The organism is Streptomyces sp. 1331.2 (assembly GCF_900199205.1).
Lineage (GTDB): Bacteria > Actinomycetota > Actinomycetes > Streptomycetales > Streptomycetaceae > Kitasatospora.
In genome coordinates this window covers 3,242,272-3,255,662 of sequence record NZ_OBMJ01000001.1, presented here as the reverse complement: position 1 = coordinate 3,255,662, position 13,391 = coordinate 3,242,272, and the positions used below count along the sequence as shown (strand labels likewise).

Here is a 13,391-nt window from a genome sequence, read left to right as displayed (position 1 = left end):
TCGGCATCCCGTGCGGGGGATTGCGGCGTGCACGGCTGCGCTCAGGGGGGTTCCCCGGGCCGGCCTACACAACCAACCCGGGCCCGTGACCTGCGGGCGCGTGAAGGGCCAGCACAGCACTAGGGGAGTTCGGAATGGCTCAGGGCACCGTCAAGTGGTTCAACGCGGAGAAGGGCTACGGCTTCATCGCGGTCGACGGTGGTGCGGACGTCTTCGTCCACTACAGCGCGATCCAGATGGACGGCTACCGCACCCTCGAGGAGGGCCAGCGGGTCGAGTTCGAGATCTCCCAGGGACAGAAGGGCCCGCAGGCGGACATGGTCCGCGCCGCGGGCTGACGCCTTCCGACCCCAGGAGCTCGGCGCGGCCCTACGGCTGGTGACCTCTCGCTTCTCGGCGGGCCCGTACGACACGCGTCGTGCGGGCCCGTCGGCGTTCCCCGGCGGGGGCCGTGTGGCGGGGTGGTCGGCGGGCCGCCTGGTGGGCCGGGTGCGGGCTCCGCGGCGGCTCGCGGATCGGTGATTGGGCTTGCACTCGACCACCGTGAGTGCTAATCATTGGCGTTAGCACTCACAGCGTGAGAGTGACAGCGGACCGGGTCGGTGAGGCCCCCGGGAGCGGTAGGGGAAAAGACCCCCGCACACCAGGGCCGTCCGTCGCGGGCACCCCTTGGTCCGAGCAGTCGACCGTGTCCCGGAGGACCACTTCTGATGGCCAAGATCATCGCCTTTGATGAGGAAGCTCGCCGCGGCCTTGAGCGTGGCATGAACCAGCTCGCCGACGCAGTGAAGGTCACGCTCGGCCCCAAGGGCCGCAACGTCGTGCTGGAGAAGAAGTGGGGCGCCCCCACGATCACCAACGACGGTGTCTCCATCGCCAAGGAGATCGAGCTCGAAGACCCCTACGAGAAGATCGGCGCGGAGCTCGTCAAGGAGGTCGCCAAGAAGACCGACGACGTCGCGGGTGACGGCACCACCACCGCCACCGTGCTGGCCCAGGCCCTGGTTCGCGAGGGTCTGCGCAACGTCGCCGCCGGCGCCAACCCGATGGCCCTGAAGCGCGGCATCGAGAAGGCCGTCGCCGCCGTCTCCGACCAGCTGCTGGCCCAGGCCAAGGACGTGGAGACCAAGGAGCAGATCGCCTCCACCGCCTCCATCTCGGCCGCCGACACCCAGATCGGCGAGCTGATCGCCGAGGCCATGGACAAGGTCGGCAAGGAAGGCGTCATCACCGTCGAGGAGAGCAACACCTTCGGTCTGGAGCTGGAGCTCACCGAGGGCATGCGCTTCGACAAGGGCTACATCTCGGCCTACTTCGCCACCGACCTGGAGCGGATGGAGGCGACCTTCGAGGACCCGTACATCCTCATCGCCAACTCCAAGATCGGCTCGGTCAAGGACCTGCTCCCGCTGCTGGAGAAGGTCATGCAGAGCGGCAAGCCGCTCGTCATCATCGCCGAGGACGTCGAGGGCGAGGCCCTGTCGACCCTGGTCGTGAACAAGATCCGCGGCACCTTCAAGTCCGTCGCCGTCAAGGCCCCGGGCTTCGGCGACCGCCGCAAGGCCATGCTCGGCGACATCGCCATCCTCACCGGTGGCACCGTGATCTCCGAGGAGGTCGGCCTCAAGCTGGAGAACGCCGGCATCGACCTGCTGGGCACCGCCCGCAAGGTGGTCATCACCAAGGACGAGACCACCATCGTCGACGGTGGCGGCGACAGCGAGCAGGTCGCGGGCCGCGTGAACCAGATCCGCGCCGAGATCGAGAACAGCGACTCGGACTACGACCGCGAGAAGCTCCAGGAGCGCCTCGCCAAGCTGGCCGGCGGCGTGGCCGTCATCAAGGCCGGCGCGGCCACCGAGGTGGAGCTCAAGGAGCGCAAGCACCGCATCGAGGACGCCGTCCGCAACGCCAAGGCCGCCGTCGAGGAGGGCATCGTCGCCGGTGGTGGCGTCGCGCTGCTGCAGGCCGGTGTCGCCTTCGACAAGCTGGAGCTGGAGGGCGACGAGGCCACCGGTGCCAACATCGTCAAGGTCGCGCTGGAGGCCCCGATCAAGCAGATCGCGACCAACGCCGGCCTGGAGGGTGGCGTCGTGGTGGAGAAGGTGCGCAACCTCCCCGCCGGTCACGGCCTGAACGCCGCCACCAACGAGTACGTCGACCTGGTCGCCGAGGGCATCATCGACCCGGCCAAGGTCACCCGCTCCGCGCTGCAGAACGCCGCCTCCATCGCGGCGCTGTTCCTCACCACCGAGGCCGTCATCGCCGACAAGCCGGAGAAGGCCGCCGCGGCCGCCGGCGGCGGCATGCCGGGCGGTGACATGGACTTCTGATCCTGATCGGTCTACCGGTCGGATCGGCTGATCCTCGTCCGTGTGGGCGGTTCCCTTCGGGGGGCCGCCCACGCGGCGTTGTGCCGGACAATGGGGGGATGGCTTCCGACGACATCGAGACCGCCCTGCACAACGCGCGCGCCCTGATCCTGGCCGACCTCACCGCACGGGACGTGGCCGACGCCGCCGTCGTCTCGCTGGTGGAGCAGGCCGTCACCCACCGCCGGTGGTGGCTGGAGCAGTGGCCGGACGGCACCGAGTACGTGCTCGGACTGGTCGCGCAGGACGTCCAGGACGCGCTGCTGGAGGCGTACGGGCGCTGGCCGCTGTGTACCGTCTGCGCGGCCGACGGGGATCCGCACGCGCTGGGCGTGGAGCCGGAGCTGGGGCCGGAGCCGCACTGGGTGTGCGGCAAGCAGGGCGCGGTGGTGGCGCCGGTCGGCGAGCTGCGCTAGAGACTTTCGAGTTCGGTCGTCAGGTTGGTGCGGGCGGCGGCGGTGAAGCGCTCGCGGGCGGCGGGGGTGCGGTAGAGCGCCGGGAGCGCCAGGAGCCGGCGCAGCACGGCGGCCCGGCCCGCGCGGAAGTCCGGCTCCGGGACGAAGCCGTACTCCTCCCGGACGGCGGCCGCGTACGCCGCGTACGCCCCGGGGGTGCCGCCGAGGACGGCGAGGTCCGCGTCGCAGAGCACCTCGCCGTCGCGGTCGCCCGGCGCCGGGTCGTGGGCGACGGTGAGCAGCACCAGCCGCTCGACCTCGGCGGTGCGGGCGGCGGGCAGGCCGGCGGCGGTCAGGGCGCGGACGGCCAGGGCGGCGCTGCGTTCTTCGTTCTCGCTGCGGTCGGGGCGGTAGACGGCGTCGTGGAACCAGGCGGCGAGGCGGACGGTGTCCGGGTCGGCGGCGTGCCCGGCGAGGTCGTCGACGTGGCGCAGGACCGCGCGCAGGTGCTCGGGGGTGTGGTAGCGGCGCTGCGGCTCGGACCAGCGGCGCAGCAGCTCGCGGCCGTACGGCCCGGGGTCGGTGGTGGCGCCGCAGCGGTGCAGCAGGGCGGTCCAGGCGGCGAGCAGGTCGTCGGTCGTGGTGGGCGGTGTGTCGGGCATGGTCTCGGGCGTCGTCTCGGGCATGCGGGCCATTGTGGCGGCTCGGCCGGGCGCTGGACCTTATAGGTAGGTTGACGATATATGTAGGCGTATGACGGAACGCTCGATGCAGGAGCCCACGCTGCTCCTGCTCACCGCACTGGCCGACGCGCCGAGACACGGCTACGCCCTCATCCAGGAGGTCGCCGCGATCTCCGACGGCCGGGTCAGGATGCGCACCGGCACGCTCTACGGCGCCCTCGACCGGCTGCTCGGCCAGGGCCTGATCGAGGTCGCCGCCGAGGAGGTGGTCGACGGCCGCGCCCGGCGCACCTACGCGCTGACCGACGCCGGCCGGGGCGCGCTGGCCGCCGAGGCCGAGCGGCTGCTGGCCGTCGCCACCGAGGCGGAGCGCCGGCTCTCGAAAGTCCGGTCGATGCTGACGGGGAAGGCGGGGCCGAACAAGCGGCCCGCGACGGGGGGGAGGCCTCACATGACCACGCCGACGATCGGAGCGCCCTGGCTGTCGCCCGCGCTGCGGGCCGCGCTCCAGCTCTACCCGGCGCACTACCGCCGCGAGCGCGGCGAGGAGCTGGCGGAGGTCTTCGCCGAGACGACGGCGCAGGCCGGCCGCTGCGCCGTCGCCCGGGAGATCCTCGACCTGGCGCTGTACGGGCTGCGGGTGCGGCTCGGGCTGACCGGCGCCTCGATGCCCGGCCGGGTGCTGGCGATGGCCGCCCCGATGGCCGTCGGCGCCGTGATCGGTGCCGTGCTGGCGCCCTGGGTCGCCGACGCGGACCGGGTGGCCTGGAAGCTCACCTGGGACGACTCGCTGCGCACCTACGTCGGGATCCTGGCCGAGCCGGTCACGGCGATGCTGCTCCTGGTGGCGGCGCTGCTCGGCCGGTGGACGGCGGGACGGGGCCTGTCGCTGGCCCTGGGCGCGATGGGCCTGCTCGAACTGGGGCAGGAGGCCCACCGCTCGTACTTCTCCGTGTGGTGGTCCGGGTACGTCGGGATGGCGACCCTGCCGCTGGCGCTCTGCGCGCTGGTGCTGGCCGGCGCCCCGACCGACCTGCTGCCCCGGGCTACCTGGCGGACCCGGGGGCTGGTCCTGGCCTCGGCGGTGACGGGCGGGCTGCTGGCGGCGGGGCAGCGCTGGGACGACACGACGTTCCCGGTGGACCAGGGGTGGTTCGTGGCGATGCTGGTGGTGCCGGCGCTGCTGGCCTTCACCGCGCTGCGCAGCCGGGTGGCGCCCGCCGCCCTGGGGATCGTGGTGCTGGCGCTGACCGGGCCGGCCAGCCTGTTCAACATCTGGCGGGAGTCCCGGGGGGTCTCGCACCTGCTGCCCACGGTGGTGCCGGTGCTGGTGCTGCTGGCGGTGACGGCCGTGGCGGTGCACCGGGTCGGCCGGGGTGGGGCCGGGCGTGGCGGGGCGGCGCGCGCCGGGGTGGGACGCAGTCCGGTGTGACGCGGGGTGCCCGGAACGGCTGGCTGGTGGCCCCGAACGGCTGGCTGGTGGCGCGGAACGGCGGGGTGGCCGGAACGGTGGTGTGGTCTCGCCGGGTTCGGCGGGATGTGGCAGGCTGTCGAATATGTCTAGACCAATTTTCGAAGTCATCGCGCTGACGCCCCAGGACGCCCAGGCCGCCGAGTCGGGCGGCGCCGACCGGCTCGAACTGGTCACCGACATGGCCGCCGACGGGCTCACCCCGTCCGTCGAGGACTTCGCCCGGATCCGGGCCGCCGTCGGCATCCCGCTGCGCGTCATGCTCCGGATCCGGGACGGCTTCGCCCCCGGCGACCTGGACGAGCTGTGCGCCCGGGCCGCCGCCCTGCGCGCCGAGGGCGCCGAGGAGTTCGTCCTCGGCTTCCTCGACGCCGGCGGCGCCGTCGACCTGGCCGCCACCACGGTCGTCGCCGAGGCGGTGGCCGGCTGCCGCTGGACCTTCCACCGGGCGATCGACCACAGCGCCGACCGGGCCGCCCTGCGGGCCGCCGTCGGTGCCCTGCCCGGGCTGGACACCTTCCTCACCTCCGGCGCGGCCGCCGGGGTGGACGCCGGCCGCGAGGTGCTGTCGGCCGAGCTCGCCCGCGCCGGGGAGCCCGGCTACCGGCAGCGGATCCTGATCGGCGGCGGCCTGCGGGCCGAGCACCTGAAGGAGCTGCGGGCGGACGGCTTCGACGCCTTCCACGTCGGCGGTGCGGTGCGGGCCGGCGGCTGGCAGACGCCGGTGGACGCGGCCAAGGTCGCCGAGTGGCGGGCGCTGATCGACGCCTGAGCGGGTTTGCACGAGGGGCCGGCCGTCACGGGCCGGCCCCTCGAAGCGTGTCAGCGCAGCTGCTCGGGCAGCGGAGCCTCGTGCAGCACGGTCAGGCCGGAGACGGCGCGGGTCAGTGCGACGTACAGCCGCCGCAGGCCGGTCCGTTCGTCCGGCTCGCCGGCGATCACCGCGGCCGGTTCGTCCAGCACCACGTAGTCGTACTCCAGGCCCTTGGCCAGCGAGGCCGGGACGAGGGTGAGCCGGGCCTCGGCGGTGGTCTCGGTGCCGGGGGTGAGGTGCGGCAGGCCGGCCGCGGCCAGCGCCTCGGCGAGCTGCGGGATCCGGGCGTCGGCGGCGATCAGGCCGGTCGAGCCCTCGCGCGCCAGTGCCTCCCGGCAGGCGGCGACCACGGCCTCCGGCAGGCCGCCGTCGGCGATGTGGCGGATCGTCAGCGAGCCGGGCGCCTCGCGGACCGAGCCGGCCGGGGCCAGGCCGGGGGCGATCGCCGGGAGCAGCCGGGAGGCGTACGCGATGACCTCCTCCGGCACCCGGAAGCCCTTGGTCAGCTCCTCGATGTGCGCGTCCGGCTTGCCCAGGTGGTGCAGCGCGTCCGGCCAACTCGCCGTCGCCCACGGGGTGGTGCCCTGGGCGAGGTCGCCGAGGACCGTCGCCGAGCCGGTGGTGCAGCGGCGGCCGACCGCCCGGTACTGCATCGGGGAGAGGTCCTGCGCCTCGTCCAGCACCACGTGCCCGAGCGAGGGCGTGCGCTGCACCAGGTCCGTCGCCTCGTCCACCAGGACGGCGTCGGCCGGCGTCCAGCGGGCGGTCTTCACCGAGCGGCCGGGCTTGGGCCAGAGCACCGCTGCCTGCTCCTCGGGCGTCAGCACGCCCTCGGCGCACTCGGCCAGGAACCCGGGGTCGGAGAGCAGCCGCAGGACCAGCTTCGCCGGGTCCACGGCCGGCCAGCACTCCTTGACCACCGCCTTGACCGCGCTGTTGCGGGCCACTGCGTCCTGCACCCGGTCGTCCGGGGCCTCGCCGCCCTGCTCCATCTTCAGCAGCACGGCGTGCGCGATGCGCTGCGGCAGGGCGTCCCTGGCGGCGCCGTAGCGGATCTCGCGGCCCCTCAACTCCTCGATGATCTCCACCAGTTCGTACACCGGGACGCGCCAGCGGCGGGAGCCGCGGATCACCACGCAGGGCTCGGTGGGCAGCGTGATGCCGGCCTGCACGGCCCGGCGCAGCACCTCGGCCATCCGGGCGTCGCCCTTCAGCCGGGCCGCCTCCGGGTCGTCCTCGCCCCGGACCTCGACGTGCCCGACCAGCTGCTGCACGGTGGCCTGGGCGACGTCCAGCTCGCCGAGGGCCGGGAGCACCTGCTCGATGTACGAGAGGAAGGCGTTGTTCGGCCCGATCACCAGGGTGCCGGTGCGGGCCAGCCGGTCGCGGTGCGCGTACAGCAGGTACGCGACGCGGTGCAGGCCGACGGCCGTCTTCCCGGTGCCCGGGGCCCCCTGGACGCAGATGGTGCCCGTCACGTCGGAGCGGACGATCTCGTCCTGCTCGGGCTGGATGGTGGCCACGATGTCGCGCATCGGGCCGACGCGGGGCTTCTCGATCTCGGCGGCGAGCAGGGCGGAGGCGGTGTCCGTCTCGGCCGGGTCGGTGAGGTGCTCGTCCTCGTAGGCGGTGAGTTCGCCGCCGGTGTAGCCGAAGCGGCGGCGGCGCTCGACGTCCATCGGCTCGGTGCGGCTGGCCCGGTAGAACGGCTGGGAGACCGGCGCGCGCCAGTCGATCACCATCGGGTCGCCGGCGGCGTCGTGGACGTGGCGGCGGCCGATGTAGAAGTTCTCTCCCCCTCCGCCCTCGGACAGGCCCTCCTTGCCCGCCTTCGGGCTGGAGGGGCCCGCCTCGCTGACCGCGTGCAGGTAGTCGAGGCGGCCGAAGAAGAGCGGGGTGTGGGAGAGGTCGGCCAGGGCGGCGATCCTGGCCTCGATCTGGTTCTGCAGGACGACGGCGGACACCCAGGTGCCGGTCACGTCGCGCAGGTCGAGCGACTCGACGTCCTCGCGCATCGCTCGCAGCGCGGCCCGGGACGCGGCCAGGTGCTCGCGTTCGCGCTGGAGGGGGTCGGTGGTGGGGGTGGCGGGCACAGCGAACCTTCCCGGCTGCCCCGGTGGCGGGCGCAGCGGATCGATGGAGCTCACGGTGGGGTACAGCCGACCGGTTGCCGTGCGGTCGGCGCCTCCCCCGGCTGCCTGCGGGACTTCAGCAGGTACCACGGTTCGGGAGGGGGCAGACGGACGATCTTAGACCCGTCCGTCTCCGGGTTCCAGCCCCGCAGGTCTCAGGGGCGTGCGTACACCTGGAGGAGGACGGGTGCCTCGCTGGATGCGGCCTTCGGAGTGATGCCCACGGCCGTCCGGGTGCCTACCGTTGAAGACATGAGCACCGAAACCCCCACCCCCCGTTCGGGCCCGGCCGGCGCGACCGCCGTCCAGGGCCGCCACCGCAACCCGCTGAGCACCGTGGTGCGCAACGTCGGCATCGTGCTGGACACCGCCGCGCGCGTGATCTTCCTCGGGCGCGACGGTGTCCGGTACTGACCTCCGCTAGAGCACGTCGTCGGCGTCGATGATGCGGTACGCGTAGCCCTGCTCGGCCAGGAAGCGCTGCCGGTGGGCGGCGAAGTCCTGGTCCACGGTGTCCCGGGCGACCACCGAGTAGAAGTGGGCCGCATGGCCGTCCGCCTTGGGGCGCAGCACGCGGCCGAGGCGCTGGGCCTCCTCCTGGCGGGAGCCGAAGGTCCCGGAGACCTGGATGGCCACCGTGGCCTCGGGCAGGTCGATCGAGAAGTTCGCGACCTTGGAGACCACCAGGACGCTGATCTCCTTGTTGCGGAACGCGTCGAAGAGCTTCTCGCGCTGGGCGTTGCTGGTCTCGCCCTTGATCACCGGGGCGTCCAGGACCTCCCCGAGCTCGTCCAGCTGGTCGATGTACTGGCCGATGATCAGCGTCTGGTCCTTCTCGTGCTTCCTGACCAGCGCCTCCACCACCCGCCGCTTGGTCGCCGTGGTGGCGCAGTAGCGGTAGCGCTCCTCCGGCTCGGCGGTCGCGTAGGCGAGCCGCTCGGAGTCGGTCAGGGTGACCCGCACCTCGCAGCAGTCGGCGGGCGCGATGTAGCCCTGCGCCTCGATCTCCTTCCACGGCGCGTCGAAGCGCTTGGGGCCGATCAGGCTGAACACGTCGCCCTCGCGGCCGTCCTCGCGCACCAGCGTGGCGGTCAGGCCGAGCCGGCGGCGGGCCTGCAGGTCGGCGGTGAACTTGAACACCGGGGCCGGCAGCAGGTGCACCTCGTCGTAGACCACCAGGCCCCAGTTGCGGGCGTCGAACAGCTCCAGGTGCGCGTAGACGCCCTTCCGCTTGGTGGTCATCACCTGGTAGGTGGCGATGGTGACCGGGCGGATCTCCTTCCTGGTGCCGCTGTACTCGCCGATCTCGTCCTCGGTGAGCGAGGTGCGCTTGACCAGCTCGTGCTTCCACTGGCGGGCCGAGACGGTGTTGGTGACCAGGATCAGCGTGGTCGACTTGGCGTGCGCCATCGCGGCCGCGCCGACCAGCGTCTTGCCGGCGCCGCAGGGCAGCACCACGACGCCCGAGCCGCCGTGCCAGAAGCCCTCGACGGCCTGTGCCTGGTACGGGCGCAGCTGCCAGCCGTCCTCGTCCAGGTCGATCGGGTGCGCCTCGCCGTCCACGTACCCGGCGAAGTCCTCGGCGGGCCAGCCGAGCTTGAGCAGCACCTGCTTGATCTGCCCGCGCTCGGAGGGGTGCACCACCACGGTGTCCGGGTCGACCCGGGCGCCGACCAGCGGGGCGATCTTCTTGGAGCGCAGCACCTCCTCCAGCACCGGCCGGTCGGTGGTGGTGAGCACCAGCCCGTGCGTCGGGTGCTTGAGCAGCTGGAGCCGGCCGTACCGGCCCATGGTGTCGGCCACGTCCACCAGCAGCGCGTGCGGCACCGGGTAGCGCGAGTACGTCACCAGGGCGTCCACCACCTGCTCGGCGTCGTGCCCGGCCGCCCGCGCGTTCCACAGCCCGAGCGGGGTGACCCGGTACGTGTGCACGTGCTCGGGCGCCCGCTCCAGCTCGGCGAACGGCGCGATGGCGCGGCGGCAGTCGCCGGCCTTGGGGTGGTCGATCTCCAGGAGGAGAGTTTTGTCGCTCTGGACGATGAGCGGTCCGTCGTTCACGCGGGGAAGTCCTCCACTGGCTGACAGGGTGGTCTGACGCAGACCCTCCAGTGTCGCGCATTCCGCGGAGAACCGGGACGGGCTACTTCCACTCGTACAGCTTGCCGGTGGACGTGCCGTCCGGGGCGGCGTCGAACTCGAAGACGCCGACGGCGGAGTCGAGCCGTTCCAGCTGCGGGGCGGCGGTGGAGAAGAAGATCGCACCGCGGTACTTGACGACGCCTCCCTCGGCGAAGTGGCCGATGCCGCTGCCGTGCCAGGTGACGGTCTGGCCGTCGGCGGTCATGTCGACACCCTGGCCCTCGCCGAACAGCGTGCCGTCGGCGCGGAGCTCGGTCTCGTACGTGCCGAAGCCGGAGACCTCGACGCCGAAGTAGGTGGCGGTGCCCGCGAACGACACCTCGACGACCGCGTGTCCGTCACCGGCCGCGATGACCCGTCGGCCGGTGTCCTTGCCGTTGACCTCACCGATCAGTTCACCGAGCATGATGCCTCCTCTGCGGAACCCCCTGTCCTTCCGGACTACGCCGCGTCCCGGGGCGGCGCAACCGCATGCCGGTGACCGGCGGGGGGCCTGGCTCGTTGAGCCGGTCATGAAGAAGTCGAAGCGCGTTCTCACCGCACTCGCCCTGATGGGCACGGCCTTCGCCGCCACCGCCTCCTCGGCCGGTTCCGCCCACGCCCTGGCGGGCATCGGGGAGGGGCCGGGCGGCCTGCTGGCGGCGCCCGGATTCCTGCTCGCGGACACCGTGACCGGCGGTGAACTTCCGGTCGGGCAGGGGGAGATCGGCAGCCTGGCGGACAAGGCGGTCAAGGAGAAGATGAAGGAGTCGCAGGGGCACTGACGCCCTGCGGCCTGCGTTATTCGTCCAGCTCGGCGACGCCGGTGATGCGGTGGAGGGCGAAGGTCCGGAGTTCGTCGGCGTGGTGGTCGAAGGCGGTGACGAAGCCGCCTTCGACCTTGACCGGGTCGATGATGCGCTGGCTGGCGATGCCCTCGGCGTTGAGGTAGCCGATCCACATCCGCTCGCCGAGGAGGACGGCCGTCTGGAGGGCGGCCAGGGTCTCGGCGGCGGCGGTGCGGGGCAGGTGGCGCGGGTCGGGGGTGGGCTCGCGGCGGGTGGCGGTGGCGGCCCGGTCGCCGGCCCGGATGGCCTTGATGGCGGCGGCGAGCAGGGTGTCGTCGGGGGTGGGCGGGCCGTCGGGGACGGGGGTGGGGGCCGTCCGGGGCGGGGTGCGGTGGCTGTCCGGGCGGGTGATCAGCACGTCGCCCTCGGCGGATTCGGCGGCCGGGGCGTAGCCCATCGTGCGCAGCGTGGCGAGCAGGACGTCCGGGGCGGCCTGGGCGGCGAGGACGGTGGGGGCGAGCAGCCGCAGCCGCAGGTCGGCGGAGCGGCGGTCGGCCAGGACCTCGTTCAGCAGCGACGGGTCGTCGCAGCGCAGGTAGGAGGAGGCGGCGCCGACCCGCAGGATGCCGTGCCGGCGGGCGACGTCGTCGATCAGGTAGGTGAGCGGCTGCGGGACGGGCGTACGGCTGTGCTGCTCCAGGAAAGTCCGCAGGTCGGCGGCGGTGCGTCCGGCGTCGAGGGCGCGGCGGACGGAGGCCGGGGTGAAGCGGTAGACGGTGGCGCCGCCCTTGGACTCGATGTCGGCGCAGAGCGCGAGGGCGTGGGCGAGCGGGGTGAGCAGCGGGCCGGGGGCGACGGCGGTGAGGTCCGGCTGGAGGATCACGTGGTCGAGCGGCCGGGGGAGCAGCGGGGCGAGCACCTCGGCCGGGTCGGCCTCGCCGGTGAGCAGGGCGCGGGCGGGGGAGGCGAGGGCGCCGCGGCCGGTGACGCCGAGGAGTTCGGCCTCGTGGAGGGTCCAGGTGGTGAGCTCGTCGCGCAGGTCGCGGCCGTCCGGGCCGGTCGGGCCGCCGCGCAGCGGGCGCTGCCAGCGCAGGGTGGGGAGCAGTTCCTCGGCGGTGGCCGGGGTGCCGGGCGGCAGTTCGGCGAGCAGGGCGAGGGTGGCGCGGCGCACGGACGGGGCGAGGGTGCGGTCGAGTTCGGGGCCGAGCGCGGCGCGCGGCTTGCCCTTGCCGTCCGGGGTGCCGGCGAGGGCGGGGACGCGGGTGGCGGCGAGCCAGGCGGTGGCGAGCACGGACCAGCGTTCGGCGGTGTCCAGCTGGAGCCAGCTGTCGTATCCGGGGGTGGGGGCCCAGCGTTCGTCCACCTCGCCGTCGGGGGCCAGCAGGCCGGCGGTGTAGGCGAGTTCGAGCCAGAAGGCGGCCTGCTGCTCGGTGGTCTCCAGGGCCTGGGCGGCGCGCTTGAGGTCGCGGACGCCGAGGCCGCCGGCGCGCAGGGTGAGCGGCGGGGTGAGGCCCCAGCCGTCCAGCAGCTCCTCGACGGTCTTGACGGCGGTGTGGGCCTGGCCGGCCGCGGCGCCGTCCACAGCCTGTGGATCGCGCGGGGCGGTGGCGGGTACGGGCTCGGGCTGCAGCGGTTCGACGGTGCGGTGGCTGCGGCCGCCGCGCAGGTGCAGGGCGAGTTCGCGGGGCAGGACGACGCTGCCGGGGCTGGTGGGCAGCAGCAGGCCGCGGGCGAGCAGCCACTCGACGGGGCTCTGCGCGTCCTCGGCGGTGACCGGGCGGGTGGCGTCCGGGACGGTGCCGGTGGGCGGGCCCCAGACCAGCCGGTCCAGCAGCCGCAGCGCCGGCTCGGGGGCGGTGTCGAGCAGCGCGGCGCAGCGGGCGCGGTCGGTGAGCAGGTCGGTGAGCGCGGCGACGGCGGTGACCGGGTCCGGGGTGGCGGCCTGGCCGGCCGAGGCGAGCAGCTGCTGCAGCCGGGCCGGGGACATTCCGACGGTGGCGTCGGCGAGGGTCGGGCCGAGACCGGTGCGGCCGGGGTTGGCGGCGGTCGGGGCGAGTGCTTCGCGGACCGCGAGGACCAGCCGCAGGCCGTTGTCGGGGCCCCAGAGCAGCGCCCGGTCACGCAGGGTGGCGAGCGCGCGGGGCAGTGCGGAGGCGACGGCGGAGCGGTCGGCCGGGGTCAGCGGGGTGGCGCCGGGGTGCGGCTTGACCTTGGCCGGGCCGGTCAGCAGGGTGCGGACGGTGGCCGCGGAGGTGCCGTCCGGGGCGGTGGCCAGGGCCTCGGCGACCTGCAGGGTGAACCGGTCGAGCCGTTCCAGTGCGCGCAGGGCGGAGGCCCGCGAGGAGAGCCGGGCGGACAGCTGGGTGAGGTCCCCGGGCACGGGGTTCAGCAGGTCGGGGCGGGACCGGAGCAGGGTGGCGAGCGCGTCGTCGGGACGGGCGCGCAGCTCCTCGGCGAGCGTGCGCGGGCCGGTGGCGGACCTGGCCCGGCGTTGGGGGCCCTGCTGTGTGGTCATTCGACCTAGGTTAGTCGGGCGGGCCGACGGTGGGGTGTCCCTCGGGCTGCTCCGACCCGGGCCGATGGACTCGCGTGCGCGGGGGCCGGGTGGGTAGCGTCAC

General features: G+C 73.8%; 11 protein-coding genes and 1 pseudogene. 7 read left to right on the top strand and 5 right to left on the bottom strand.

Annotation, left to right across the window (positions count from 1 at the left end):
- Positions 1–134 precede the first annotated feature (134 nt).
- The 3 genes from CRP52_RS13720 to CRP52_RS13710 all read left to right on the top strand — a co-directional run bounded on the left by CRP52_RS13720 (position 135) and on the right by CRP52_RS13710 (position 2,788).
- A complete protein-coding gene (locus CRP52_RS13720) occupies positions 135–338 on the top strand; it encodes a cold-shock protein (RefSeq protein ID WP_030057071.1) in 204 nt (67 codons plus the stop codon).
- A gap of 372 nt (positions 339–710) precedes the next feature.
- Positions 711–2,333 carry a chaperonin GroEL gene (gene groL / locus CRP52_RS13715; RefSeq protein WP_097236664.1) on the top strand — a complete coding sequence of 541 codons (1,623 nt, stop codon included), beginning with the start codon at positions 711–713 and terminating at the stop codon, positions 2,331–2,333.
- Between the two features lie 98 nt (positions 2,334–2,431).
- Positions 2,432–2,788 carry a hypothetical protein gene (locus CRP52_RS13710; protein WP_097236663.1) on the top strand — a complete coding sequence of 119 codons (357 nt, stop codon included), beginning with the start codon at positions 2,432–2,434 and terminating at the stop codon, positions 2,786–2,788.
- On the opposite strand, the gene CRP52_RS13705 is transcribed toward CRP52_RS13710, so the two are convergent.
- Complete coding sequence (locus CRP52_RS13705) at positions 2,785–3,453, bottom strand: HD domain-containing protein (protein ID WP_257032461.1); 669 nt, start codon at positions 3,451–3,453, stop codon at positions 2,785–2,787. The two genes, CRP52_RS13710 and CRP52_RS13705, sit on opposite strands and share 4 nt — an antisense overlap.
- Positions 3,454–3,520: 67 nt before the next feature.
- On the opposite strand from CRP52_RS13705, the pseudogene CRP52_RS13700 reads away from it, so the two are divergent.
- A pseudogene (locus CRP52_RS13700) lies at positions 3,521–3,829 on the top strand (PadR family transcriptional regulator); the annotation flags it as partial.
- Positions 3,830–5,006: 1,177 nt separating this feature from the next.
- On the top strand, positions 5,007–5,693 hold the full coding sequence (locus tag CRP52_RS13695) for a copper homeostasis protein CutC (protein WP_097236662.1): 687 nt from the start codon (positions 5,007–5,009) through the stop codon (positions 5,691–5,693).
- 50 nt (positions 5,694–5,743) lie between these two features.
- Here the strand turns inward: CRP52_RS13695 and CRP52_RS13690 are convergent, their stop codons facing one another.
- On the bottom strand, positions 5,744–7,828 hold the full coding sequence (locus tag CRP52_RS13690) for a HelD family protein (protein WP_257032460.1): 2,085 nt from the start codon (positions 7,826–7,828) through the stop codon (positions 5,744–5,746).
- A 291-nt stretch (positions 7,829–8,119) separates the two neighbouring features.
- On the opposite strand from CRP52_RS13690, the gene CRP52_RS38185 reads away from it, so the two are divergent.
- A complete protein-coding gene (locus CRP52_RS38185) occupies positions 8,120–8,281 on the top strand; it encodes a hypothetical protein (protein ID WP_179852790.1) in 162 nt (53 codons plus the stop codon).
- A 6-nt stretch (positions 8,282–8,287) separates the two neighbouring features.
- On the opposite strand, the gene CRP52_RS13685 is transcribed toward CRP52_RS38185, so the two are convergent.
- Together CRP52_RS13685 and CRP52_RS13680 are read right to left on the bottom strand one after the other, a co-directional pair.
- Positions 8,288–9,925 carry a DNA repair helicase XPB gene (locus CRP52_RS13685; protein ID WP_097236661.1) on the bottom strand — a complete coding sequence of 546 codons (1,638 nt, stop codon included), beginning with the start codon at positions 9,923–9,925 and terminating at the stop codon, positions 8,288–8,290.
- A gap of 82 nt (positions 9,926–10,007) precedes the next feature.
- Positions 10,008–10,412, bottom strand: a complete 405-nt coding sequence (locus CRP52_RS13680; RefSeq protein ID WP_097236660.1) for a hypothetical protein — start codon at positions 10,410–10,412, stop codon at positions 10,008–10,010.
- A gap of 106 nt (positions 10,413–10,518) precedes the next feature.
- Between CRP52_RS13680 and CRP52_RS13675 the strand changes: the two genes are divergently transcribed.
- Positions 10,519–10,770, top strand: a complete 252-nt coding sequence (locus CRP52_RS13675) for a hypothetical protein (protein WP_097236659.1) — start codon at positions 10,519–10,521, stop codon at positions 10,768–10,770.
- Positions 10,771–10,786: 16 nt separating this feature from the next.
- Here CRP52_RS13675 and CRP52_RS13670 read toward each other — a convergent pair whose 3' ends face one another.
- On the bottom strand, positions 10,787–13,288 hold the full coding sequence (locus CRP52_RS13670; protein WP_097236658.1) for a helicase C-terminal domain-containing protein: 2,502 nt from the start codon (positions 13,286–13,288) through the stop codon (positions 10,787–10,789).
- Positions 13,289–13,391 lie beyond the last annotated feature (103 nt).